The organism is Dyella sp. NPDC103356 (genome assembly GCF_055584465.1).
Map to the genome: position 1 here is coordinate 270408 of NZ_JBVJLZ010000006.1, position 23353 is coordinate 293760.

Below are 23353 nucleotides of genomic sequence, written 5' to 3' on the forward strand. Positions count from 1 at the left end.
CCGGCCACGAAAACGGTTCTGGCATATTTAGGCAGATCCGATGGGCTTATGCCCGCTGACTGCGGCCCGGGCGATAAATCGCTCGATGACTAGCTTGTAGTGGCGACCGGCCGAAGAGCTTGCGATCAGATGAAGATGCTTCTCCAAGAAGCCCTTTGAGTATCCATGCACGCGGATGAGGCCACCGAAAGCCTCCTCCAAGAAAGACGAACCAAATCCTTCAGCGTTATCCAAGACGACATCTACTACAGCGCCACGCTCAAGGCGTGGCACCAAGAATTCCTCTCGAAAGCGTTGGCCGTTGAATTCGCCATCCTCTGGATAGCGACCGCTGGGAACGTCAGAGAAGTCTGTGGCTATCGTGATTCTTTCATTCATCTTCATCAACCGCGCCGTAGTCTTCGATCACCCATTCGATGAAGGTCCCATGGAATGGCACCGGCAACGCACTGGTCTTGACCATTCCCGGAGATCCCGGCTGCTTTTCGTAGACGTATCGTCCGCTGCCACTCAGGATCCTCAATTTTCCTGCAACATCCAGGTTTTCGATATAGCCTTGGATGTCCTGGTTCAACCCCCAGCCCCTATACTCGAGTTCCGTACTGCTGCGATTCACAGTTACCGCAGCTTGAATCAATTTTGCGTCACTTTTTAGCAGTTCGCCGATAGGCAATATGGCCTCGGCCAGCTCGCGGACCCGTTCGAGCTTCTCCCGAGTGAGGGTCTTGGGGATGCCTATGCCATGGTCCACAAACATCACCCGCAGCCGGCGGCCGGTCGCATCCACGGAAGCTGACATCCACCAGCGCTTGATTCCCGTCGTATCTTCAGGGTAGGCATGCTGCTTTACATTTGTCATCGCCTCCGTCAGCCCCTGGAAAAGAAGCTGCCGACCGCGGATCCTCGGACCTAAATCCTCAATTGCCCGTCGCAGGTCCTGAGCTTTGTCACCTTCGGACCGATGACCAGAACTGAAAGGCACGTAGCGTTCGTCATCGGCTTCCTGATCGCAATCGATGTGGGCAACATCTTCATGTGTTTTTAACAAATTGAAGAAGCCCATTTCGAGCAACCGATTGCGAATCGCCGGATCCCACTTTTCGAGGTCTATCGGCCCGAGAGCCTGTCCAGGCACGAGTTCGCGCCATCGGTCGAATTCCGCCACCACCAACAGCGCCGCAGCAGGGGTTAGGGTTTTCAACGTCGTGAAATCGACGAAGAACTTGCCTAGCATTCGCTCGGAACAGTCGCGCAGCGTTTGCAAAAATTGGACGGTCGCCGCGAACGATTCGCGCAAATTCAGGTGAGCGGGAGCCTCTATGCAGCGAACCCGGCGGCCGGTCCGCTTATTGACCTTCTTAGGGAGTCGCCCCCAAAGTCCATCAATTACTTGCTGCCTCTTCCGGGCAATTCGATCGTGCTTCCGACCGCGCCTCACACGGAGACGCTCCCGTCGGTGATCTACCCTGATGCGCTTCCAGCGCTCCATACAGCACGCTCCGCCCCGAATGTCCCCGCCTGCTCCCGCCACCCGCGGCCCCAGGCACCGCTAAATGATATCAATCCAGAACAAGAATGGCCCCAAGGGAAAGCGGCCGTTCAAAGACGGCCACTAGGGATACGGCGAGTCACCGACCTGGTCTATAGACGTCAGCGGTGAGATTTGTCTAGCTCTGCCCGAATGTCCTCGTCCCTGGCTTGCTCGTTCCACATTTTCATGACTCGCTCAAGCACAGCAGATGTACGGACATACTTGCTTCTAGCGATGGACCAGGCCTGGTATTGGTTCGCCAGTGCCCGCTCTTGCTTACCGCCTTCATGCATACCCTTGGAATAAGCGCCACGCTTGTTAAAGCACTCAGTCGCAAAGCCCGACTCCAAGTCTTCGGACGCGCAGGCTTCTATGACAACACATACCTCTTCGGACGGCCACGCATGTTCATCCGTTACAGTCGCGCGCGCCAGCAATTTGCCGATGTACTGGTCGCCAATTGCCACGAGTCCTGCTTCAGCTGCCTCCGCACGGACCTTCGTGACCCACCATTGCAACGTCTGGCCATCATTACTCGGGACTGCTTTAAACTCAGATAGCACGCGATACGCCACGTGAGCCCTATTCCGCTCAGCTGGCGTCGGTTCTGCTGGGTCTTTCACCTTGCTGCTTCGGAAAACATAAGAAAGCATTTGAACGAACAGTTCCGGCGTCCGCTCGATATGTTGAAAGAGAACCAGCTTACGCTTGCTGTGTTCCAGTAGTGGGAAGTACGCAAACTCTAATCCGGCAACAACGTCAGGGTTGAATTCCTCTCGATCGGTGATCGCAGCAAATACTGCTTCCACGTAGTAAGACAACATGTTTGAGCCGCCGGAATGCTTGCTGTCACCTATCTGAGGGATGGCTTCTTCCAACAACGTAACAAGAACATCAGTTGAAATTTCGGCAAGGCGCCGATGTGCAGCAGCAAAGACGTCGATACTCCGACCATGCCGACGAAATTCAGCGATGGCAAACTCGAACTCACCAACTGGTCCTTCGTTGGGAAGGCTGCGGGTCAACATCCAGTAACAGTCATAAGCTTCTTGGCCAAAGGACGCAATGTACTCCCACGTGTGAGAGTTGAGCTCCCAACCAAGAAACAGACGCGCTAGGTCTTCCGCGGATTGCGTCAAAAAAACGACTTTCCGTCGTAGCTCTGTTTCCCACCACTCACTGTAGAGCCTTGAACCCATTGCGGAGACAGAAAGTGCGAGATCGCCCGGCGCCGCTGAATTGACAGCACCAACGAGCAGTTCCAAAAGCTCATCGCGCGTCATTGTAACGCACTCAAGCGCCTGCCCAATTAGATGCGGGAGTGCCACCACCTTCGACAACTCCAAGATCCCAACCACTCCTCTGGCCTCGAATACACGTTCAAGGGCTTCGGCTCGCATCTTTTCAGGGCGTTCGACCGCATTTGGATCATATCGGCCGACCATTGGCATCCAATCATCAAAGAGGCGTCTCTCCTCGATGAACGGATCATCTGGCCTGTACTTCGAAAGAAGGTCTTGTATGGATTCCCGCTCTTCAGCACGCATCGCCCAATCGCTACTTGCGTAGAACTCATGCCGAGCCACTTCGTTTGACAGCGCCTTCCAAACACTGTCCTTTTCCTCTGCGACTTGCCCGCTCATGTAGTCATCTAAGAACGACAGAAATTTTTCCCGATCATCTGGATGAAAAGCCGAAAAGCCTTCAACAAGGCTAATCACCCGGGATGTGCTTTGGCGAGCTAGCACAAGCGCATGATCAACAACCGCATGTTGTGCATCCCAAACGATGCCATACGTTAATTCCTCCTCAGAGAGCGGTTTGCTATCTCTGAGCAACGGCTTCTGAGTAGGTGTTGAACTATCGTGATAGCGGGGAAGCAGCTTGGCGACTAGCTCCCACGCGATCGAAGGACATTCCTGAAGAACAGCATCCAGACACGAAAGCCGCTGAGGTAGGCCAGCATAAGTATTCGGGCACCAACTGAGAAGAATCGCTCTCAAACTGTTGAGGGGACGATTCATTACATTAGATTCGGGCTCCGGATCGATAGCCGCGAGCTTACCAAGAACTATGGTCGACCTTGTGAGGTATTTCGGATCCCACGCCAAAACCTCTAACGCCCAAAGAAGCCGGTAGTGCGCTCCCGTTGGGCCAAAGAGACCGTCATCGTCATTCGCAAAGAGTGCGATCGTTTCGCTAGGCTCGCCCTCGAGTATAGACTCGAGGGCCCGCAAGAAAGGGTCGGGAGCGGCCTCGGCCAACAGAGCAGTTTGCTCAGCGAGTCCAATTAGATTGCGGTGGTTCTTTCCTAGGTCAGGGAGTGCCATGATGACTGAATCTACAAATTGCTGCGGGGTTTCATTAGTCAAATGGAGACCACCGACATCGCTCATAGTTGCCACGATGAGTAACGTAAGAGCGAGACCATCACGCAATTCCGCGCTGTAGTCTGCTGGTGACACGAACGTCAAACTGAACTTTTGATTGCGTGACGGCGCATCCACTACGTGGCTAAAGACATCAATTGCAACTTTTTTTAAGCGCTCAAGATCACGCTCAACCATTAGTCCAGCATAAAAGCTAAACGCGTCGACAGGTGCTCGGACCTTCCAGCTCGATTGCACCTTATCGAAAGGAGGATCTTCGTGAGTGGTAAATGGAAGCAGTGAATGCTCCAAGGTATCGTAGTCTTCCGCCCCTGATAGGCTTACAAGTGCGCTCTTATCCAAATGCTGGCTGGATGACCATCCACCAGCCAGTAGGGCTGACTTCAACGTCGCCGCATGTTGTACCCACATCGGCGGGTTGTACGGCTGATTGGCAATCAACCTCTGAAGAATGGTCAAACTTCGACCGCAGCGATGAGCCAACTCGTAGGCGCCTTCACGCGTATAACCCATCTCGACCAGACCATCGACCATGCCGCTTGCAGAAGATCGAAGAAGCCGCGGAAGATTTCTGGCCTGAGTGCCTGTGCCAACGGACAGCGTTGGTCCATGGCGAGAGAGCATACCTGACGACTTGTCTCCATCACCTTGGGTGATGAAGGAAAGATTCTTCTTGCCACTCAGAAAGCGGGCTGCCGCCTGTGACTCCACGATCAAAGTACGAGCCTCGACGGTTCTTCGTACTACGGGAGGCGCGGATCGAATCGCAGCAACCGCGAAAGCCACCACTTCAAGAGCTGTGTCAGCTCCCCAAAGTATCGATTGTGGAGCCCCTTGGAGGTGCTTAAGCACTTCTTCGGCCTTCTCTTGGCGATCGCCTATGACAACCTTCTCGCAAAGATTAGGCTTGAACTGGCTGCTATAAAAGTCCCAAAACTCGCCTGTGCTAAGCGCACCATCCTTAGGTGCATGCTGAAGCACTTCTCGTGCATATTTGGCGGCCACGGCCGGGTAAGCATCTAACCAATGAACCAGAGCTACGGCATCTAGATACCAAACATCCTTCCATTTCTGCTCATCCCGTCTCTCTTGCTCCCATTGGTCGAGTTTCTTTCCGGGCGTGTCCCAAGCTTCCAAATTAACGAGGACAAGCGTATTTTCCGCCATCACTTGGGGCGGCGTTTCCTCAGTTCTTTTGTTGTAATCGGAGGATGCTTTGGCCGCACCAGCACCAGCCCCAAACTCCCATTTGGATTTACCGGCGGGAACGCCCTCAACATCTACGGAAGTTTCAAGGCTACCGTCCCAGCCCCGTAGCTGGGCCATGTCGCCACCAGGAAATCGGAACCGGCTGGGATTGCCAATAGTCGCGATTATTAGGTCTGCCACCATGTCTGCCAGATACGCCCTGGCATCGAGGCGCTGCGCCCATTCTTTAAGGTCAACCTCGCTGATCCACTGCATCGCGCCCCCTCCTGCATCCATTTACGCGCACTAAGACGTTCTTGACCCGGCTATCCCGGTGCTTAGGACGATCTTAAACGGTCGCAATGCTGCTTTCGATAGCAGCATTGCGACGGTCCATCGGCATTGGCTAGGTCAACGCCAGCAGAGAACGTCGGCGGCGGAATTTTGGGGTTGAAGAGCGATTGCCTATGATCGATCCTGCGGCGCATCACTAGGATGTCGTATGGGACGCCCCACAGTAATTCGTACCTGAGAGAAGGCTATGCAGGATGTTGAGCACGTAACAGTGATCGCAGAAGCAGTTTGTCACCGGGCGAAGCTTTTCGAATTTGCAGCTCAGTCAGCTTCATTGTTTGGGGGTATTTCTCCTTGGACTGAGGAGAATCTTGCCACAAACCCCTGGCCATAACCCCCAACACTCTCGGGATTCAGCGATACGACATGAAACATATAGGCATAAAAAAAACCCGCTAAATAGCGGGTTTCTTCATCATTTTGGGTCTCAATGATACTTCCTGAAACCCGTCATTGGTGCCCAAGAGGGGACTCGAACCCCTACGACTTGCGTCGCTACCACCTCAAGGTAGTGCGTCTACCAATTCCGCCACCTGGGCAGGTGTCTTGCGTTACTTACTTTTTGCTGTCCGGGGCCGGAGCCGGGACGTCGTTCTTGGCGGCCGGCTGCGGAGCCGGAACGTCGCTATGGTTTGCTGCTGCCGGAGCGGTGGCCGCCGGAGTGGTCGCTGCGGGCACGGTGGCCTGCGGGACTTCCGAGTTGGCCGGCGCCGTGGGCTGCGCATTCTGTTTGTTTGCCGGCGGATTGGCAAGACCGGACATGACGCCCAGATCGTTGCCGGTGGTATCCGTCGGTGCGCCATGGCGGCTCAGGTAGATACCCATGCCAAGGCTCAACAGGAAGAACAATGCGGCGAGCACGCCCGTGGCACGGGTCATGAACGTCGATGATCCGCGGGCGCCGAACACGGTGGCGGAAGCACCGCCGCCGAAACCGGAGCCTGCATCAGCACCGGCGCCGCGCTGCATAAGAATCAGCACGATCATCGACGCCGCGATCAGAATGTAGAACACACTGAAAATGACGAACATGGTTTTCTTTGGAATCCGTTGCGTTCAGTGCGCCGCAGCGCAGATACCGAGGAAGTCGGAAGCCACCAATGAGGCGCCACCGATCAACCCGCCATCCACGTCCGGCTGCGCGAACAGGGCCGCGGCATTTGCCGCTTTGACGCTACCGCCGTAAAGCAGCCGAGTCAGACGGGCAATCATAACATCCTCTTTCGCCAGTTGGCTACGGATGAAGGCATGAACCTCCTGCGCCTGCTCCGGGCTGGCGGTATGCCCGGTGCCGATGGCCCAGACCGGCTCATAGGCGATCACGGCGGTGTCGAAGCTGGCAATGCCATTCAGCTCGATCGCCGCGGCCAGCTGGCGCCCGATGACCTGCTCGGTCTGGCCCGCGTCGCGCTCGGCCAGGGTCTCGCCCAGGCACAGGATCGGGGTCAGCCCGCCGGCGCGGGCGGCGGCGAATTTACGGGCGATCAGCGCGTCGCTTTGGCCGTGATACTGGCGGCACTCGGAATGGCCCACGATCACCCAGGTGGCGCCGACGTCGGCCAGCATCGCGGCCGAGGTTTCGCCGGTATAGGCGCCCTGCCCCTCGTGCGCGCTGACATCCTGCCCACCGAAGCCCAGGCCCGAACTCGCGTACTGCTCGATCAAGGCAGCCAGATATGGCAGCGGCGGAAACACGGCGACATCGATATCCGAAGGGAGGCTCGCAACGATATCGCCCACCAGGCCCGTGGCCATCGAACGACTGCCGTGCATCTTCCAGTTACCGGCGACGAGTTTCTTGCGCATGGCGAGCATTCCTTACTACGAAGAATCGCAAGCTTATAGGGTGCGTCCACATAGCAGCAACGCTGCGCACCTGCGAAGATCGTCGGCGCTCTTTCCACTCATGGATCCACATGTCCCAAGCACGACCGCTCAGCCTCGTCACCGGCGCATCCGCCGGCATTGGTGCCGCCTTTGCTCGTGCACTTGCAGCACGCGGTCATGATCTGGTGTTGACGGCGCGACGCGTCGACCGGCTCGAAGCGCTGGCTGAAGAGTTGCGAGGAAAACATGGCCGCAACGTCACGGTGATCGCGGCGGATCTGGCCGATCCCGCTGCATCGCAGCAGTTGTCCAATGCGCTGGATGCGCAGGGATTGCAGGTGGACTGGCTGATCAACAATGCCGGCTACGGTGTGCCCGGTACGTTCGACAAGGTGCCGTGGCAACGGCAGGCGGATTTCATCCAGGTCTTGATGACGGCGCCTGCCGAACTGATCTGGCATCTGCTGCCAGGCATGCGCAAGCGCGGTTATGGGCGAATCATCAATGTCGCTTCGTTGGCGGCACATGTGCCGGGATCGGCGGGGCATACCTTGTATGCGGCATCGAAGGCGTATCTGGTGAAGTTCTCGCAGTCGCTTGCGCTGGAGAACCGCGGACATGGCGTGAATGTGTGCGCGTTGTGCCCGGGGTTTACCTGGTCGGAATTTCACGACGTCACCGGCACGCGCGACATGATGAACAAGTTGCCGAGCTTTATGTGGCAGAGCGCGGAGGAAGTGGTCGAACAAGGTATTGCAGCGACCGAGCGCGGTGATGTCGTGTATGTCACCGGGCGCGTGAACCGGTTTATCAAGGCGTTGGTGAAGTTGATGCCGGACAGGATGGGCTTGTGGCTTTCGGGACGGGAGTCGCGCAGGTATCGGGATTTGGGGTAGGACGGGTGAAGAGCAAGCGCGATAGTGAGGCTTTAGCTAGATCCTAAAGTCGCTGGGCCTCGGCCTTCGCCGGGGGACGACAGGAGAAGTTGCGGTTAGTGCCGGCTGGTTTCGCTCAACCGCCGATCCACTTGGCCAACAGAAATGCAGCGGCTGAAGCCAGCCCACCCACCACTACCGTCTGCAACGCGCCACGCCAAAGCTTGATGCCTGCGAAGTGTCCTTTCACGGCGCCAAACACCGCCAGGGCGATCAACGTGCAAACCACTGATACGCGCAGCGCGTCCGATAGCTCACCAATCAACATGTAGGGCAGCAAAGGCACCAGGCCGCCGACGATATACGCACCGCCAATCGTCAGCGCGCTGCGCAGCGCACGTCCTGGTTCTGGCGCTTCGAGTCCAAGCTCGTAGCGCATCATGAAATCTACCCAGGCTTCGTGGTTGTTGTGAAAGTGCGTGAGGATAGGCGCGCAAGCTGCACGATTGAGTCCGTAACGGCCGAATATCTGTACGATCTCGCGCTCTTCTTCATCGGCAAGCTCGCGCACTTCGTAGAGTTCGCGGCGACGTTCGGCAGCGTAGTGGTCGGCATCGCCCCGCGCGGCCAGATAGCCGCCCAAACCCATCGCAATGGCGCCAGCAGCGATTTCAGCGACACCTGCTACGACAACGACATGACTGGCCGCCAGCGCACCGGAGAGGCCTGCTGCCAGCGCGAACGGCACCGTAAGACCATCGGCCATGCCGATGACGACATCGCGAACGGTGTCGGAGGCGGTGAAGTGTTTTTCGACGTGCGGCGTGGCGGGCATGGTCGGCGCTCCGGTGAGTCGCCGCCACTTTAACGTGCCGAGTGAAAACCCACGCGAGCGCAAAACACAATCATTGGCGTTTGCAGGTCAGGGTGTCGCCGACGACGAAATCCTTGCCGTTGGATGCGACTTGCCAGTCCACGCGATAGGTTTTCTGGTCCTGGCGGACGTAGACGAAACGCTGTGCCGGCTGGACGTCGGCAGCAGCAGTCCAGGTCAGCGTATCGCCTTGCCAGCCGGGCGAATCGAAACGGCGTGCGCCGCCGAAATTGTCGAGGATCAACGCATGGAACTGGCTGGCCTTGGCGTCGTAGCCCCAGCTTTCCATCGCGTGATACATCTGCGGCGGTGACGTGTCGTCGTGGTGCTTGAGCAAGGCCTTGCCTTGCAGATCGCTGTCGTAACGCATGGTCGAGGCGATGGTCTTGCCGCTGGCTGGGAAGCTGCCGTTGCAGGTCCAGGTGCCTTGGAAATAGTCGAGGCTGCGGATGGGTTCGGCAGCTTGGGCGGCTGGGGTTAGCGCGATGAGCAAGGCGATGAGGGGTCGCATGGAGTGCTCCGGGTTGGAGCGGTGAACTTATGCGAGTTCGTGGGTGGGTGCGCGGATCGGAAGTCATGAGGTTAGAACAAGAGCCCCCCTCACCCCAGCCCTCTCCCCCGGCAAGCCAGGGGAGAGGGAGCTAAAAGCGCGCAAGATTCAAACTCGCCTCAGTGTGCCCCCTCTCCCCTGGCTTCGCCGGGGGAGAGGGTTGGGGTGAGGGCGCTTTTTAGATCAACTTGATCTCACGCAACCGCTCCAACAGATACTCATGCGACGTAATCGACGTGTCGTAACGGCTGGGGTTGTCCAGCGTCACGCACTGCGGCACCGGATCGAGCACCACATCCGGGTTCGGATGCAGGAAATACGGCACCGAGTAACGCGGCTTGCGCGCATTCTCGTTCTGCGGGTTCACCACGCGATGCGTCGTCGACGGATACACGTGGTTGGTCAGGCGCTGTAGCATGTCGCCGATATTCACCACGATGGTGTCGCCCTCGGTGGTGATCGGCAGCCACTCGCCTTCGCGGCTGAGCACTTCCAGACCCTCGGCGCTCGCGCCGACCAGCAGCGTGATGAAGTTGATGTCCTCATGCGCGCCGGCGCGCACATTGGGAATGTTTTCTTCGGTGATCGGCGGGTAGTGGATCGGGCGCAGGATCGAGTTGCCCAGATCGGTCTTGTCTTCGAAATAGTTCTCGGGCAAATCGATGTGCAAGGCGAGCGCACGCAATACACGCGAGCCCAGCTGATCGAGCGCCTCGAACAAGCCGTAGCCCTTTTCCTTGAAGTCCGGCACTTCCGACGGCCAGATATTGGGCGCCATCACGTCGGCAAATTTCGAATCGCGCGGAATCTCGCGCCCGACATGCCAGAACTCTTTCAGGTCGGCGTGCTTGCTGTCCTTGGCCGTTTCGACCTTGAACGGCGTATAGCCGCGCGCGCCGCCCGTGCCCTTGAGGTGGTACTGCATCTTGACGTCGCTGGGCAGCGCGAAAAACTGCTGGAAGACGTCGTAGGCGCCATCGATCAGTTCGCGCGGAATACCGTGGCCGCTGATGCCGCAAAAACCGAATTCGCGATAGGCCGCGCCAAGCTCGGCGACGAAGTTGGCGCGATCGGTGTCGAAACGACGGATATCGAGAGTGGGAACCTTTTTCATGACATGTCCATAAGTTGGCGTGCGGTCGATGTAATCCGCCACCGCAGGGGCGGGGCACGTCGGGCCATTCCATGGCGACCTGCGGAACTCTTATGTCAGGTTCACAAACGTTCGGCTGCGGATTTTACGACAGCAGCCAGGGTATCTGCCAAGTGTTTCACCTCCGCCTCGTCGGCGGCCTCGACCGTAACACGTACCAGCGGCTCGGTGCCGGAGGCGCGCAATACCACGCGGCCACGGCCTTGCAGGGTCTGCTCGACCTCGGCCAGGGCCTTGCGCACCGCCTCGGTCTGCAGGGCTTCGCGGGCGCCTTCGGCGCGCACGTTCACCATCACCTGCGGGAACTTGTGCAGGCCCTGGCGCGCCTGGGCCAGGTCCTGGCCGGCGTTGGCCAACATTTCGAGCACGGCCAGCGCGGAGACGATGCCGTCGCCGGTGGTGGCGCGGTCGAGACAAAGGATATGACCGGACGTCTCGCCGCCCAGGATGCCGTCGTGCTCCTTGAGCTGCTGCAGCACGTAACGGTCGCCGACATTGGCGCGCACCAGCGAGACACCGAATTCGCGCAAAGCCAGGAACAGGCCGTAGTTGCTCATCAGCGTGCCGACCACCGGGCCGCGCAACTGCCCGCTCGCGTGCAGGCTGCGCGCGAGCACGTAGAGAATGTCGTCGCCATCGGCCAGCACGCCGAAGCGGTCGACCAACTGCACGCGATCGCCGTCACCGTCGAAAGCGATACCCAGATCGGCGCCCTGCTCCACCACCGCCTTTTGCAGCGCTTGCGGATGGGTCGAACCGACGTCGCGATTGATATTGAAGCCGTCCGGCTGGTTGCCGATAGCAATGACTTCGGCACCCAGTTCGCTGAACACCTTCGGCGCCACCTGATAGGTCGCGCCATTGGCGCAATCGACCACCAGCTTCATGCCGCGCAGGCTGAAATCTTCCGGCAGCGTAGCCTTGCAGAACTCGGCGTAGCGCAGCACGCCGTCGACGCGCGTGGCCTTGCCCAGCTGCTCGGACGGTACAGTAATGAAGTCGGCTTCGATCTCTTCCTCGATCGCGTGTTCGATCGCGTCGGAAAGCTTCTCGCCCTGTGCCGAGAAGAACTTGATGCCGTTGTCGTAGTGCGGGTTATGCGAGGCGCTGATGACGATACCGGCCTGCGCACGCATCGAACGGGTCAGGAAAGCCACACCCGGCGTGGGCATCGGGCCGAGCAGGCCGACGTCGACGCCAGCGGCAACCAGGCCCGCCTCGAGCGCGGATTCGAACATATAGCCGGAAACGCGCGTGTCCTTGCCGATCAGAACCATCGGCCGGCCCTTGACCTGCTCGCGCTTGAGTACGGCACCGACCGCGCGCCCCAGGCGCAGCATGAAATCGGCGCTGATCGGCCATTGCCCTACCAGACCGCGAATGCCATCGGTGCCGAAGTATTTACGTTCACTCATGCTTACACCCTGCATGTTATTTGGGGAAATCGCCGGCACCCCTCCAGCGGGTTATGGATTATTCGTCGTCGGGCCAGCGCGGCATGGCCGGCCGATCATCGCGGCGCGGCGCCTGATCGCCCGCCTTCACCGCCTGCCATACCGCCAGCGCATCGACGGTGGCAGCGACATCGTGCACACGCACCATCCGCGCACCGCGTTGGACAGCGATCAACGCCGCCGCCACGGAACCGGCGGCACGTTCGGAGGGGTCGTCGCGACCGGTCAGCTTGCCGATCATCGATTTGCGCGACAGCCCCACATAAGCGCCGCTACCCAGGTCGCTAAAGCGCTCAAGGGCACGCAGCAAAGCCAGGTTGTGTTCCAGGTCCTTGCCGAAGCCGAAGCCGGGATCGACCATCACCTTGCGCTTGTCGATGCCGGCCAGCTCGCAGGCGAATACACGGTCCATCAGGAAACGGTGCACTTCACCCACGACATCGTCGTATTGCGGCGCGTCCTGCATGCTGCGCGGCTCGCCCTGCATATGCATCAGGCACACCGGCACGCCCAGTTCGGCCACAACGTCGAGCGCACCTTCGCGGCGTAACGCGTAGACGTCGTTGATCATGCCGGCACCGGCGGCCACCGCCGCACGCATCACCTCGGGTTTGGATGTGTCGATGGAAATCGGCAGATCCGTACGCGCCACCAGCCGCTCGATCAGCGGCACGACGCGCGCCAGCTCCTCGTCGAGCGACACATCGGCCGCGCCGGGACGGGTCGACTCGCCGCCGATATCGAGCATGTCCGCGCCCTCGCCCGCCAGCTTCAAGGCATGCGCGACCGCCGCATCCGTATCGGCAAGCTTGCCGCCGTCGGAAAACGAATCGGGCGTGACATTGACGATCCCCACCACACGCGGGCGATCGAGCACCAGCTTGCGGCCGGCGCAGTCCAGGACGGTGGCGAACAGATCGATCGACATCAGCCTGCGCCGCCCAGTGCGCCCATGTACTCGCGGTAGTAGCGCAGCTCTTCGATCGAATCGCGGATATCCGAGAGCGCGGTGTGTGCCGACTCTTTCTGGAACCCCTTGCCGATCGATGGCGACCAGCGCCGGGCCAGCTCCTTGAGCGTGGACACGTCGAGGTTGCGGTAATGAAAGTAGCGTTCGAGGCGCGGCATCTGGCGATGCAGGAAGCGCCGATCCTGGCAGATGGAGTTGCCGCACATCGGCGATTTGCCGCTGGACACCCATTGCTTGAGGAAGTCGATGGTGGCCTGTTCGGCAATATCGTGGGCGTCGGTCGAGGTCAGCACCTGATCCCACAGGCCGGAGCGGCGGTGCTGGTTGCGGTTCCAGGCGTCCATCCCCTCCAGTCGCTCGACCGGGTGGTGGATCGCGAAAACCGGCCCTTCGGCCAGCACGTGAAGGTCCTTGTCGGTCACGATCGTGGCGATTTCCAAGATGGAATCGGCATCGGTATCGAGGCCGGTCATCTCCAGATCGATCCAGATCAGATTGTCGTCGTTCGCTTGGCTCATGCACCCTCCTGGACGCGCAGTCTAGCAGCAGGCGCCCCACCGATAGCTTGTCCATGCCATCATCGTGGGCATGCAGACGTTTTTATGGCACGACTACGAAACCTTTGGCGCCGATCCCTGGCGCGACCGACCGGTCCAATTCGCGGGTATCCGCACCACCATGGACCTGGAGATCGTCGGCGAGCCGGTGATGTTTTTCGCCAAGCCGCCGCGTGAAATGCCACCGAACCCCGAGGCCTGCCTGATCACCGGCATCACGCCCCAGCAGGCCGAGCGCGACGGTGTGATCGAGGCGGAATTCGCCTCGCGAATCCACGAACAACTGGCCCAGCCCGGCACCTGCGGCGTCGGCTACAACTCGCTGCGCTTCGACGATGAAGTGACCCGGCAGATGCTGTACCGGAATTTCTACGAGCCGTATGGGCGCGAGTGGGAGAACGGCAACTCGCGCTGGGACCTGATCGACCTGGTGCGCATGTGCCAGGCGCTGCGCCCTGAGGGCATCGCATGGCCCACGCGCGAGGACGGCACGCCCAGCTTCAAGCTCGAACACCTGGCACAGGCCAATCACCTGCAGCAGGAACGTGCGCATGATGCGCTGTCGGATGTGTACGCGTTGATCGATCTGGCGCGCCTGATACGCATACGTCAACCGCGTCTGTGGGACTGGTATTACGGACTGCGCCGCAAGCAGAAAGTGTTCGAGCTGCTCGACACCGTGCATATGACGCCGCTGGTGCACGTATCGTCGCGATACCCCGCCAGCCGCCATTGCCTGAGCGTCATCGTGCCGTTGACGCCGCATCCGACGCGGCCCGGCGAGATCATCATCTACGACTTGTCGACCGATCCCGAAGAGCTGCTGGCGCTCGATGCGGACGATATCGCTGACCGCGTCTTCGTGGCACGGGCGGACCTGCCTGAGGGTGTCGAACGCATTCCGCTACGTACCGTGCGCGCCAACCGTGCGCCGGCGCTGGCGCCGATCTCGGTACTGAACGGCGTCGATCACGAACGGCTTCAGCTCAATCTGGAGCTCTGCCTGGCACATCGTGAAAAGCTGGTCGCGGCGTCGGGCTTGAACGAAAAACTGCGCGAAGTGTTTCGCCGCAGTACCGACCTGCCGCCTGCTGCCGATCCCGAATTGGGGCTTTATGGCGCCTTTCTACCCGATGCCGACAAGCGCCTGCTGGCCGATGTCCGCGCCACGCCGCCCGACCAGATGGGCGGGCGTACCTTCCCCTTTCGCGATGCGCGCTATCCGGAACTGCTGTTCCGTTACCGCGCACGCAACTGGCCCGAGACGCTGGATGCCGAAGAACGTCTGCGCTGGGACCAGTTTTGCCGCGACCGCCTGACCCGGCCAGGCCCCTTGACCGGGCTGACGCTGGACGACTACTTCGCGCAGATCGAGACCTTGCGCACCGATCCGAGCCGGCACGATAAGCTTGCGCTACTTGACCAACTCCAGGCCTGGGGCGACGAACTCGCCTCGGGAATTGCCAACCTCGCCTGACCCGCCCATGCCCACCAGCTACTTCAGCCCCGCCACCTTCAAATTTCTGCGCGCGTTGGAACGCAACAACAACCGCAGCTGGTTTCAGGAACACAAGGACGACTACGAGCGCCACGTGCGCGAACCGTTTCTCCACCTGATCACCGACCTGCAGGCCCCGCTCGCCAAGATCAGTCCGCATTATCGCGCCGATCCACGCAAGAGCGGCGGCTCGCTTTATCGGATCTATCGCGATACGCGTTTTGCCAACGACAAGCAGCCGTACAAGAACTGGCAGGGTTCGCGCTTCTTTCATGAGCGCCGCCATGAGATTCCGGCACCCGCGTTCTATCTGCATATCCAGCCGGGCGACTGCTTCGGTGGTGCAGGCATGTGGCATCCGGAACCGGACGCGTTGAAGCGTATTCGCGGCTTTCTTGCCGACAATCCCGAGGCCTGGAAGCGTGCCACGCGCAGCAAGGCGTTTCGCGATCACTTTACGTTCTGGGGTGAGTCGTTGACTCGGCCGCCGCGCGGCTATGACCCGGAGCATGAGCTGATCGACGACCTCAAGCGCAAGGATTTCGCTGCCGGCGAGGGCTTTGACGACAAGCTGGCCTGCTCCAGCGAATTGCTGCCGTGGGTGGTCGATACGTTCAAGCGGGTTGCGCCGATGGTGGATTATTTGTGTGCGGCGCAGGAGTTGGATTTTTAGGTTCCGCGATCGATCCTGCCTAGTTCGTCATCCCGGCGTAGGCCGGGACCCAGTGGCGATAACCGTACACTGGAGCCACTGGGTTCCGGCCTGCGCCGGAATGACGAGTCAGGGAAGGTCACTGCAAGAAAACAACGCTTCAATTCACCAGCACTTTCCGCCGCACCATCACATACAGAGCCACCAGCATCGACACCACGGCGGTGATCGCCACGTAATGTGCCGGCGCCGTCTGCCCCGCGCGCTCAGCCAGCAAGTCGATCAAAGCGGCCGTGCTGGCGCCAAAAATCGCATAGGCCACGTTATAGGCGAACGACAGACCCGAATAACGGATCGCCGGTGGAAATGCCGCCACCATCAGGCTGGGGATCACACCCACTGCACCGACGAGAAAACCGACCACCGGATACCAGGTAAGGAAGTGGCTGCCACCGGCCGCCAGATCGCCATACAGGCCATAGGTGCCCAGCAGCAACCCCAGCGAGCCGATCATCAAGGCCCAGGCCACACCGATACGGTCGACCAGCCAACCGTAGAAAATGCAGCCGATGGCAAGGCAGAACGCCGCCAGGCTGTTGCCCAGGGAGACGTCTTCTTGCGCGATATGGAACGGCTTCTGCACCAGGTTCGGCAGCATCAGGATCAATACCAGGATCGCCGCCGTCAGCATCCAGGTGGTCAGCATCGAGATCGCCACGCCACCCAAGTGACCGCGCAACACGTTGCGCAACGGCATCTCGCGACTCAGCTCCTTGCGCTCACGCATCGCCGCGAACACGGGCGTCTCGCGCAACCAGCGGCGCAGCCATACAGCAATAAAGCCGAACACGCCGCCGATGATGAACGGCACGCGCCAGCCCCAGTCCAGCATCTGTTCCGGCGTCAGCTCATGATGCAGCCACGCGGCCACCAACGAGCCGATCAGGATGCCGATGGTCAGACCTGAAGTCAGGCTGCCACAGGCAAAACCGACGCGACCCGGCGGGGCATGTTCGGCCACGAACACCCATGCGCCCGGCACTTCGCCGCCGATCGCGACGCCCTGGGTGATGCGCAGCAACAACAGCAGGATCGGCGCGGCGATACCGATCTGCGCATAGACCGGCAGCAGCCCGATCGCCAGCGTGGGCAGAGCCATCAGGAAGACGCTCAAGGTGAACATCTTTTTGCGGCCGGAGCGGTCGCCGAAATGCGCCATCACAATGCCGCCCAGCGGCCGCGCCAGATAGCCCGCGGCAAAAATGCCGTACACCTGCAATTTGGCCAGCCAAGGCGCCGTACCCGGCGGAAAGAACAGATGGCCAAGCTGCGCCGCCACAAACAGGAATACGACGAAGTCGTAGAACTCCAATGCACCGCCCAGGGCCGCAAGAAAAAGTGTCTTGATATCGGCACGGCTCAGCGATTTGGAAGGAACGACATCGGGCGACAAAGGTGTTGCGGCTTGCATCGGACAAATCCTAAAGAAAGACCCGGAGGGCGAAGATACACTACTAGCTGACGTGACAGCCTTTCCTCCCCTCCCACTTTTGCTAGCCTAGCGCGGTCTCTTAAGGGGGCGTTCCGGAGGCAAAGCAAGTCACCCTTCCCTATCGTTCGTTGCAAGGAGAGAACCGATGAGTATGGGCAAGCGTTTGACCGCCGAATTTTTCGGCACGTTCTGGCTGGTCTTCGGCGGTTGCGGCAGCGCGGTGCTTGCTGCGGCTTTTCCTGAATTGGGTATCGGTTTTGCCGGCGTCGCGCTGGCGTTCGGTCTGACGGTGGTCACGATGGCGTACGCCGTCGGGCATATTTCGGGCGCGCATTTCAACCCGGCGGTCACCGTGGGGCTATGGACCGGCAGCCGCTTCCCGGCCAAGGACGTGGTGCCGTACATCATTGCGCAGGTTATCGGCGGTATCGCCGCCGGCGCCGTGTTGTACCTCATCGCCAGCGGCAAGCCGGGTTTCGACGCGGCGGCAAGTGGCTTCGCTTCGAACGGATACGGCGAGCATTCGCCGGGTGGTTTTTCGATGCAGTCGGCGATCGTTGCCGAATTCGTGCTGACGGCGTTCTTTCTTATCGTCATCAACGGCACCACGCACAAGCTGGCACCGACCGGCTTTGCACCGTTGGCGATCGGCCTGACCTTGACGCTGATCCACCTGATCAGCATTCCGGTGACCAATACCTCGGTCAATCCGGCACGCAGCACTGCCGTGGCGGTATTCCAGGGCGGCTGGGCATTGGGGCAACTCTGGCTGTTCTGGGTGGTGCCGCTGATCGGTGGCGCTGTGGGCGGCCTGATTTATCGCGGCTTGCTGGAAGACAAGAAAGCCTGAGCGAGTAGTTTCATGCAACGGCCCGCATCGTCGCGATGCGGGCCGTTGTCGTTTATGGGGTGCCTTGTTCGTACAGTTCGATCGGCAGGTCGTCGGGATCGGCGAAAAAAGTGAAGCGTCGATCCGTGTATTCGTCGATCCGGATCGGCTCGCATGCGACGCCTTGCTGTTGGAGTCGGTGCACTGCGGCATCGATATCGTCCACGGCAAATGCCAGATGACGCAGCCCCTGCGCTTCGGGGCGTGATGGCCGCGACGGTGGCGAAGGGAACGAGAACAGCTCAAGCGCCACGCCAGGGCTCACTTCCAGGTCGCATTTCCACGATTGCCGCGCTTCGCGATACACCTCGCGCACGATGCGCAGGCCGAGCGTCTTGCTGTAGAAATCGCGCGAACGCTCATAGTCGGAGCAGATAAGCGCGACGTGATGGATCGCCTTCAATAAGGGTGGTGACATTTCAAGCCTCTGAGAAAGGGAACGTCAGCACGTCGGCAATCGCATCGCTGCCGGCAAGGCACATCAGCAGGCGCTCGATACCCAGCGCCACGCCGGCGCAATCGGGCATCCGATCGAGCACGGCGAGCAGGCGTTCGTCGGCAGGGATTTCTCGCTGCCCGCGTGTGCGGCGTACGGCGTTGTCGCGCTCGAAGCGGGCGCGTTGTTCGGCCGCGTCGTTGAGTTCGTGGTAGCCGTTGGCCAGTTCGTACTTGCCCAGATACAACTCGAAGCGCTCGGCCATCGGCGGATCGCCAGCGCGGATTTTCGCCAAGGCGCATTGGCTGGCGGGGTAATCGTGGATCACCGTAATGCGATCGGCAGGGAATGCCGGTTGCAGGACGTGGGTGATTAGCAAATCCAGCCAGTCATCGCGATTCAAGCCTACCGGATCGATCCGGTAGGGCTCGAGTGGCTCGCGCAAGGCATCGATCGGTGCATGCAAAGGGTCGAGCAGGAGTTCATCGAGGAAAAGCTGGCGATAGTTTTCTACAACGACTTCGGCGCGCCGTCCTACCAAGGCCAGTGCGGCTTCCACCAGCGTGACGGTTTCCTGCATCAGACGTCGATGATCCCAGCCGATGCGATACCACTCCAGCATCGAGAACTCGGGATTGTGACGACCGCCTGCTTCGGCGTTGCGGAACACGCGACCGAGTTCGTAGCAGTCGCCGACACCGGCGGCGAGCAGGCGTTTCAGAGGGAATTCCGGCGATGTGCGTAGCCAGCGCTCGCGGGCGCCTGCGTCGACGTGTCCGGTGAATGCCGTGCTGAAGCTTTCGATGTTTGGGTCGGTGTTGCCGGCTGCGGAGAGGATCGGGGTTTCGACCTCCAGCACGTTGCGCTCGGCGAAGAACTTGCGGATCAGGGTGTAGAGGCTTGCGCGCAGGTGGAGAGCTTGCGCCTGGGTGAAGGGATATGAGACTGGATGGGGCATGGGGGGGAGTATGGCTGGATGGGGCGTTGTTTTTAAGGTACCCACCCGGTTTCCTGATCTTTGTAGAGCAACTTTAACCGCGACAGGCCATGACCCAAGCGCTGATCGCGACTGAAGGGAGCCTCGAAACAACCTCAGTTTTTATCGTCATTCCGGCGCAGGCCGGAATCCATTCCTCAGCGCAGATACTTGCCACAAGCTACCTGACAAGCGACAACTGAGGAATGGATCCCGGCCTGCGCCGGGATGACGAATAGGAAAGGTTTTTAGGGGCTCCCTGAAGTCGCTCCTACAAGAACTAGCTGGCTTTCGTCCTACCCATGCTTCTCCAACAACGCCACCAGCGCCGCCTCATCCCAAACCTCCACGCCCAGCTCCTGCGCCTTGTCCAGCTTCGACCCGGCCGCTTCACCGGCAACGACAAAGCTGGTCTTCTTGGATACCGAGCCCGCCACCTTCGCACCCAGGGCTTCCAGGCGCTCCTTGGCCTCTTCGCGACTTAGCGACGACAGCGTGCCGGTCAACACGATGGTCTGACCTTCGAGCGGCGCGCTTTCCGCAGCAGCATGCTTGGGGATGGCGTCGAGCAACCGGTGCATGGCCGCTTCGGCCTCACGCAGCGGCGCCAGCGATGCCTTGTCGGCCAGATAGGCCTCCAGGCCGGACGCCGCCGCCTGTGGCAGCCCGGCGACGATCCAATGGGCCGAGCCGCCGGCGATCAGCTTGTCCAGCGTCGGGTAGTGCTCCGCCAGCAGGCGCGTGCTCTTGGGACCGAGCTTGCTGATCTTTGCATTGTCGAGCAGTACCGACAGGCTCAACTGCTTGCGCAGCTTCGGCGATGGCGTGCTCTCGTCGCTGAAGGTAATACCCGCAGCCAGTAAGGCATCCACGACCTGCTGATTGCCTTCTTGCGCAAAGAACCCTGCAATGGAGTTGGCCACTTCGCCGCCGATATCCGGCAACACAAGCAACACCGGCTCGGGCATCGCACGGATGATATCCAGGCTCCCGAGCCACGATGCCAGCGTCTTGGCCGTGCTTTCGCCGATATGCATGATGCCCAGGCCATAGAGAAAACGCGGCAAGGTGGTGTGCTTGCTGGCCTCGATCGCCTCGATCAGATTCTCCGCCCATTTGGTGGCGATCTTGCCGGCCTTGACGGTTTCCGGCGTACTGCCGTCGCGCTCGTCGGCACGACGTTTCATTTCGAGGAAATCGTCGAGCGTGAGCTTGTACAGATCGGCCGGCGTGTGCACATAGCCGAAGTCGACCAGGGCATCGACGAAGCGCTCGCCAATGCCTTCGATATCCATCGCGCGACGCGCCGCGAAGTGAATCAGGGCCTCCTTGCGTTGCGCCGCGCAAATCAAACCGCCCGAGCAACGCCACGCCGCCGCGCCCTCTTCGCGCAGCAAGGCCGAATCGCAGATCGGGCAATGCGTCGGCATCTGCCAGGGTTTGGTATGCGCGGGACGACTTTCGGGTACCACGCGCACTACTTCCGGAATGACATCGCCGGCGCGGCGCACGATCACCGTATCGCCGACTCGTACATCCAGACGCGCAATCTGGTCGGCATTGTGCAGCGTGGCATTGGTGACGGTGACACCACCGACCTGCACCGGCGCCAGACGTGCTATCGGTGTTGCAGCACCGGTACGACCGATATTGATCTCGATCGCCTCCACCGTGGTGCTTTGTTCCTGCGCCGGAAACTTGTGCGCGATCGCCCAACGCGGCGCACGCGACACAAAACCCATTTCGCGCTGGCCGGCATAGTCGTCGAGCTTGTAGACCACGCCGTCGATGTCGTACGGCAGGCTGTCACGCTTGGCACCGATGCGCTCAAAGTACTTGATCAGCCCATCGAAGCCCTTGGCCGTGCTGACTTCAGGCGACACGGGAAAGCCCCACTCGCGCAACAACTTGAGTGTCTCCGAATGCGTGGGCGGCAGGCTGGCGCCTTCGACCACGCCGACGGCATAGGCAAAGAAGCTGAGCTTGCGCCGCGCGGTCACGGCCGGATCATGCTGACGCAGGGAGCCGGCCGCACCGTTGCGCGGGTTCGCCAACGGCTTTTCACCCGTGGTGCGCGCACGTTCGTTGAAGGCTTCGAAGTCTTTGTGCAGCATGATCACCTCGCCGCGAACTTCGAGCACGCGCGGCCAGCCCTGGCCACGCAGGCGCAACGGAATCGCGCGCACGGTGCGCAGGTTGGCGCTCACGTCCTCGCCCGTTTCGCCATCGCCGCGGGTTGCGCCCTGCACGAATACGCCGTCCTCGTAGCGCAGGCTGATCGCCAGGCCATCGAGCTTGGGCTCGACCGAAAACACCGGGTCGCGCCGGTCCAGCGTCTGCTCGATGCGACGTTCGAACTCGGCCACCTCGTGGAAGCGCTCACGCGTGGTGTCGCCGGCCTGCTCGAAGGCATTGCTCAGGGACAGCATGGGTATGGCATGGCGCACTTCGGCGAAACCGCCTTGCGCGCGGGCACCGACCTTGCGCGTTGGCGAGTCGGGGACAGCCAGCTCCGGATGCGCCGCTTCCAGTGCCTCCAGCTCGCGCATCAAGGCATCGTATTGCGCGTCGGGGATCTCCGGATCGTCGAGCACGTGATAACGATAGTTGGCGTGTTCGAGCTGCGCGCGCAGGTCGGCGGCTCGGGTCTTGGCGTTGGGTTGGCTCATGCGATGGTCCTCATGCCGCCGAAGTTTAGCGATTTGATGCGCGTCGTCACATGCCGGCGATGCGAAAGCCCGTGGCGAGCCATTTGGCCTGCCGCTACCATCACGTGATGGATACCGATACGCAGCTGAACCTGGAAGACGACGAAGTCGCCCTTGGCCTACCCCTGGTATTGCGAGGCAAACGCGGCGCAGGCATTTTCGCCGTACTGTTGTGTGCCGTCATGTCCGGCGCAGCCGTGTGGATCTATCGGGACGAGGGCGGTTGGGGCGCACTGGCATGCGCTGTTCTGTTCGCCCTCCTTGCCGCGCTGAGCTTGTTGGGCAGCCTGGTCCCGGCTTCCCTGCGCATCGACGAAGAAGGCTTCTCGGTCAACAGCGCGTTACGCAAAGGCGTTTCGCGCCGCTGGACGGAGATCGAGTCGATCGGCCTGCAAAACGTCGGTCATCAGACCGGCATCGTCTATCAGGTCAAGCCCGGCGTACAGCGGATACGCGTGCCGGGCGGTTACATGTTGCCATCCCGCTTCGAGATCCCCGCACCGGTGCTTGCGCAGATGATGGAAGCCTGCCGCGAACAGTTCGGCCAGGGCCGTTGAAGCTCAACGATGCAGATCGCCGGCCGCTTCGGGCTGGTAGCTGATATCCAGTACACGCAGGCGGCGCTCATGCCCATCCGGAGTGGGCCAGTCGATATGCTGGCCCTTGGCCAGTCCCAACAGAGCGCTGCCCACCGGCGCCAGGATCGACACCGTGCCGGTCGCGCCGGCGGCGCTCGGATAGACCAGGGTCACCGTGGTCGCGTCGCCGGTGACTTCGTCTTCGAAAGTCACGCGTGAATTCATCGTCACGACGTTCGCCGGGATGGCCGCAGGCTCGACCACCTCGGCACGGGCCAGCTCCGAGGCAAGTGCTTCATGGCGTTCGGCTTCGGCGAGCGGCATCTTGTCCAGCAAGGCTTCGAGACGTTTCAGGTCGAGGCTGGACAACACGATGGGCGGTTTGGGGATAGTCATGGGCT

21 protein-coding genes and 1 tRNA gene are annotated in these 23353 nt (G+C 60.5%); 5 read left to right on the forward strand and 17 right to left on the reverse strand.

Features of this window, described 5'->3' with window-relative positions; all coding sequences use genetic code 11:
- Positions 1-27: 27 nt before the first annotated feature.
- From ACZ6WW_RS15765 to tpiA, 6 genes are all read right to left on the reverse strand, one after another.
- Complete coding sequence (locus ACZ6WW_RS15765; RefSeq protein ID WP_465275037.1) at positions 28-384, reverse strand: STAS-like domain-containing protein; 357 nt, start codon at positions 382-384, stop codon at positions 28-30.
- The gene (locus ACZ6WW_RS15770) at positions 371-1489 is read right to left on the reverse strand and encodes a hypothetical protein (protein WP_465275038.1); all 1119 of its coding nucleotides are present in this window, start codon (positions 1487-1489) and stop codon (positions 371-373) included. Before ACZ6WW_RS15770 ends, ACZ6WW_RS15765 begins: the two co-directional genes overlap by 14 nt.
- A 161-nt stretch (positions 1490-1650) precedes the next feature.
- Positions 1651-5385 (reverse strand): hypothetical protein, encoded by a 3735-nt coding sequence (locus tag ACZ6WW_RS15775; protein WP_465275039.1) that lies wholly within the window; start codon positions 5383-5385, stop codon positions 1651-1653.
- 532 nt (positions 5386-5917) lie between these two features.
- A tRNA-Leu gene (locus ACZ6WW_RS15780) sits at positions 5918-6002 on the reverse strand.
- A 16-nt stretch (positions 6003-6018) separates the two neighbouring features.
- Positions 6019-6495: a preprotein translocase subunit SecG gene (secG, locus tag ACZ6WW_RS15785; RefSeq protein ID WP_465275040.1), complete on the reverse strand. Its 477-nt coding sequence runs from the start codon at positions 6493-6495 to the stop codon at positions 6019-6021.
- Positions 6496-6519: 24 nt separating this feature from the next.
- Positions 6520-7269 (reverse strand): triose-phosphate isomerase, encoded by a 750-nt coding sequence (gene tpiA, locus ACZ6WW_RS15790; protein WP_281849136.1) that lies wholly within the window; start codon positions 7267-7269, stop codon positions 6520-6522.
- A gap of 110 nt (positions 7270-7379) precedes the next feature.
- On the opposite strand from tpiA, the gene ACZ6WW_RS15795 reads away from it, so the two are divergent.
- Positions 7380-8186 carry an SDR family NAD(P)-dependent oxidoreductase gene (locus tag ACZ6WW_RS15795; RefSeq protein WP_465275041.1) on the forward strand — a complete coding sequence of 269 codons (807 nt, stop codon included), beginning with the start codon at positions 7380-7382 and terminating at the stop codon, positions 8184-8186.
- A 115-nt stretch (positions 8187-8301) separates the two neighbouring features.
- On the opposite strand, the gene ACZ6WW_RS15800 is transcribed toward ACZ6WW_RS15795, so the two are convergent.
- From ACZ6WW_RS15800 to orn, 6 genes are all read right to left on the reverse strand, one after another.
- Positions 8302-9000: a VIT1/CCC1 transporter family protein gene (locus tag ACZ6WW_RS15800; protein WP_465275042.1), complete on the reverse strand. Its 699-nt coding sequence runs from the start codon at positions 8998-9000 to the stop codon at positions 8302-8304.
- A 70-nt stretch (positions 9001-9070) separates the two neighbouring features.
- Entirely contained in the window at positions 9071-9550 is a 480-nt protein-coding gene (locus ACZ6WW_RS15805) for a hypothetical protein (protein WP_465275043.1), read from the reverse strand.
- 217 nt (positions 9551-9767) lie between these two features.
- Positions 9768-10703, reverse strand: a complete 936-nt coding sequence (locus tag ACZ6WW_RS15810) for an isopenicillin N synthase family dioxygenase (protein WP_465275044.1) — start codon at positions 10701-10703, stop codon at positions 9768-9770.
- 101 nt (positions 10704-10804) lie between these two features.
- The gene (gene glmM, locus ACZ6WW_RS15815) at positions 10805-12157 is read right to left on the reverse strand and encodes a phosphoglucosamine mutase (RefSeq protein ID WP_281849140.1); all 1353 of its coding nucleotides are present in this window, start codon (positions 12155-12157) and stop codon (positions 10805-10807) included.
- A 58-nt stretch (positions 12158-12215) separates the two neighbouring features.
- Positions 12216-13124 carry a dihydropteroate synthase gene (gene folP, locus ACZ6WW_RS15820; protein WP_465275045.1) on the reverse strand — a complete coding sequence of 303 codons (909 nt, stop codon included), beginning with the start codon at positions 13122-13124 and terminating at the stop codon, positions 12216-12218.
- Entirely contained in the window at positions 13124-13684 is a 561-nt protein-coding gene (orn, locus tag ACZ6WW_RS15825) for an oligoribonuclease (protein ID WP_281849142.1), read from the reverse strand. The genes folP and orn overlap by 1 nt, the downstream gene beginning before the upstream one ends.
- 70 nt (positions 13685-13754) lie before the next feature.
- Between orn and sbcB the strand changes: the two genes are divergently transcribed.
- Together sbcB and ACZ6WW_RS15835 are read left to right on the forward strand one after the other, a co-directional pair.
- Complete coding sequence (sbcB, locus tag ACZ6WW_RS15830; protein WP_465275046.1) at positions 13755-15200, forward strand: exodeoxyribonuclease I; 1446 nt, start codon at positions 13755-13757, stop codon at positions 15198-15200.
- Positions 15201-15207: 7 nt separating this feature from the next.
- Positions 15208-15894: a DUF2461 domain-containing protein gene (locus tag ACZ6WW_RS15835; protein WP_281849144.1), complete on the forward strand. Its 687-nt coding sequence runs from the start codon at positions 15208-15210 to the stop codon at positions 15892-15894.
- Between the two features lie 139 nt (positions 15895-16033).
- Here the strand turns inward: ACZ6WW_RS15835 and ACZ6WW_RS15840 are convergent, their stop codons facing one another.
- Positions 16034-17344 carry an MFS transporter gene (locus tag ACZ6WW_RS15840; RefSeq protein ID WP_465275047.1) on the reverse strand — a complete coding sequence of 437 codons (1311 nt, stop codon included), beginning with the start codon at positions 17342-17344 and terminating at the stop codon, positions 16034-16036.
- 166 nt (positions 17345-17510) lie between these two features.
- On the opposite strand from ACZ6WW_RS15840, the gene aqpZ reads away from it, so the two are divergent.
- The gene (aqpZ, locus tag ACZ6WW_RS15845; protein WP_281849146.1) at positions 17511-18215 is read left to right on the forward strand and encodes an aquaporin Z; all 705 of its coding nucleotides are present in this window, start codon (positions 17511-17513) and stop codon (positions 18213-18215) included.
- 52 nt (positions 18216-18267) lie between these two features.
- Here aqpZ and gloA2 read toward each other — a convergent pair whose 3' ends face one another.
- The 3 genes from gloA2 to ligA all read right to left on the reverse strand — a co-directional run bounded on the left by gloA2 (position 18268) and on the right by ligA (position 22335).
- On the reverse strand, positions 18268-18672 hold the full coding sequence (gene gloA2, locus ACZ6WW_RS15850; RefSeq protein ID WP_465275048.1) for an SMU1112c/YaeR family gloxylase I-like metalloprotein: 405 nt from the start codon (positions 18670-18672) through the stop codon (positions 18268-18270).
- Position 18673: 1 nt separating this feature from the next.
- Complete coding sequence (gene epmA / locus ACZ6WW_RS15855; protein ID WP_465275049.1) at positions 18674-19648, reverse strand: EF-P lysine aminoacylase EpmA; 975 nt, start codon at positions 19646-19648, stop codon at positions 18674-18676.
- A gap of 314 nt (positions 19649-19962) precedes the next feature.
- Positions 19963-22335 carry an NAD-dependent DNA ligase LigA gene (gene ligA, locus ACZ6WW_RS15860; RefSeq protein WP_465275050.1) on the reverse strand — a complete coding sequence of 791 codons (2373 nt, stop codon included), beginning with the start codon at positions 22333-22335 and terminating at the stop codon, positions 19963-19965.
- 71 nt (positions 22336-22406) lie between these two features.
- Here ligA and ACZ6WW_RS15865 point away from each other — a divergent pair, with 71 nt between their 5' ends.
- Entirely contained in the window at positions 22407-22931 is a 525-nt protein-coding gene (locus ACZ6WW_RS15865; protein WP_465275051.1) for a hypothetical protein, read from the forward strand.
- A 3-nt stretch (positions 22932-22934) separates the two neighbouring features.
- Here ACZ6WW_RS15865 and rnk read toward each other — a convergent pair whose 3' ends face one another.
- Positions 22935-23348, reverse strand: coding sequence for a nucleoside diphosphate kinase regulator (gene rnk / locus ACZ6WW_RS15870; protein ID WP_465275052.1), 414 nt, complete (start codon positions 23346-23348; stop codon positions 22935-22937).
- Positions 23349-23353: the final 5 nt, after the last annotated feature.

What these genes read in the sequence shown, in the direction of transcription:
- ACZ6WW_RS15810 (WP_465275044.1), bottom strand. Translation starts at nt 10,703, where the DNA reads ATGAAAAAGGTTCCCACTCTCGATATCCGTCGTTTCGACACCGATCGC.
- ACZ6WW_RS15765 (WP_465275037.1), bottom strand. Translation starts at nt 384, where the DNA reads ATGAAGATGAATGAAAGAATCACGATAGCCACAGACTTCTCTGACGTT.
- ligA (WP_465275050.1), bottom strand. Translation starts at nt 22,335, where the DNA reads ATGAGCCAACCCAACGCCAAGACCCGAGCCGCCGACCTGCGCGCGCAG.
- ACZ6WW_RS15795 (WP_465275041.1), top strand. Translation starts at nt 7,380, where the DNA reads ATGTCCCAAGCACGACCGCTCAGCCTCGTCACCGGCGCATCCGCCGGC.
- ACZ6WW_RS15840 (WP_465275047.1), bottom strand. Translation starts at nt 17,344, where the DNA reads ATGCAAGCCGCAACACCTTTGTCGCCCGATGTCGTTCCTTCCAAATCG.
- ACZ6WW_RS15835 (WP_281849144.1), top strand. Translation starts at nt 15,208, where the DNA reads ATGCCCACCAGCTACTTCAGCCCCGCCACCTTCAAATTTCTGCGCGCG.
- epmA (WP_465275049.1), bottom strand. Translation starts at nt 19,648, where the DNA reads ATGCCCCATCCAGTCTCATATCCCTTCACCCAGGCGCAAGCTCTCCAC.
- ACZ6WW_RS15770 (WP_465275038.1), bottom strand. Translation starts at nt 1,489, where the DNA reads ATGGAGCGCTGGAAGCGCATCAGGGTAGATCACCGACGGGAGCGTCTC.
- tpiA (WP_281849136.1), bottom strand. Translation starts at nt 7,269, where the DNA reads ATGCGCAAGAAACTCGTCGCCGGTAACTGGAAGATGCACGGCAGTCGT.
- glmM (WP_281849140.1), bottom strand. Translation starts at nt 12,157, where the DNA reads ATGAGTGAACGTAAATACTTCGGCACCGATGGCATTCGCGGTCTGGTA.
- gloA2 (WP_465275048.1), bottom strand. Translation starts at nt 18,672, where the DNA reads ATGTCACCACCCTTATTGAAGGCGATCCATCACGTCGCGCTTATCTGC.
- orn (WP_281849142.1), bottom strand. Translation starts at nt 13,684, where the DNA reads ATGAGCCAAGCGAACGACGACAATCTGATCTGGATCGATCTGGAGATG.
- rnk (WP_465275052.1), bottom strand. Translation starts at nt 23,348, where the DNA reads ATGACTATCCCCAAACCGCCCATCGTGTTGTCCAGCCTCGACCTGAAA.
- ACZ6WW_RS15800 (WP_465275042.1), bottom strand. Translation starts at nt 9,000, where the DNA reads ATGCCCGCCACGCCGCACGTCGAAAAACACTTCACCGCCTCCGACACC.
- aqpZ (WP_281849146.1), top strand. Translation starts at nt 17,511, where the DNA reads ATGAGTATGGGCAAGCGTTTGACCGCCGAATTTTTCGGCACGTTCTGG.
- folP (WP_465275045.1), bottom strand. Translation starts at nt 13,124, where the DNA reads ATGTCGATCGATCTGTTCGCCACCGTCCTGGACTGCGCCGGCCGCAAG.
- secG (WP_465275040.1), bottom strand. Translation starts at nt 6,495, where the DNA reads ATGTTCGTCATTTTCAGTGTGTTCTACATTCTGATCGCGGCGTCGATG.
- sbcB (WP_465275046.1), top strand. Translation starts at nt 13,755, where the DNA reads ATGCAGACGTTTTTATGGCACGACTACGAAACCTTTGGCGCCGATCCC.
- ACZ6WW_RS15775 (WP_465275039.1), bottom strand. Translation starts at nt 5,385, where the DNA reads ATGCAGTGGATCAGCGAGGTTGACCTTAAAGAATGGGCGCAGCGCCTC.
- ACZ6WW_RS15805 (WP_465275043.1), bottom strand. Translation starts at nt 9,550, where the DNA reads ATGCGACCCCTCATCGCCTTGCTCATCGCGCTAACCCCAGCCGCCCAA.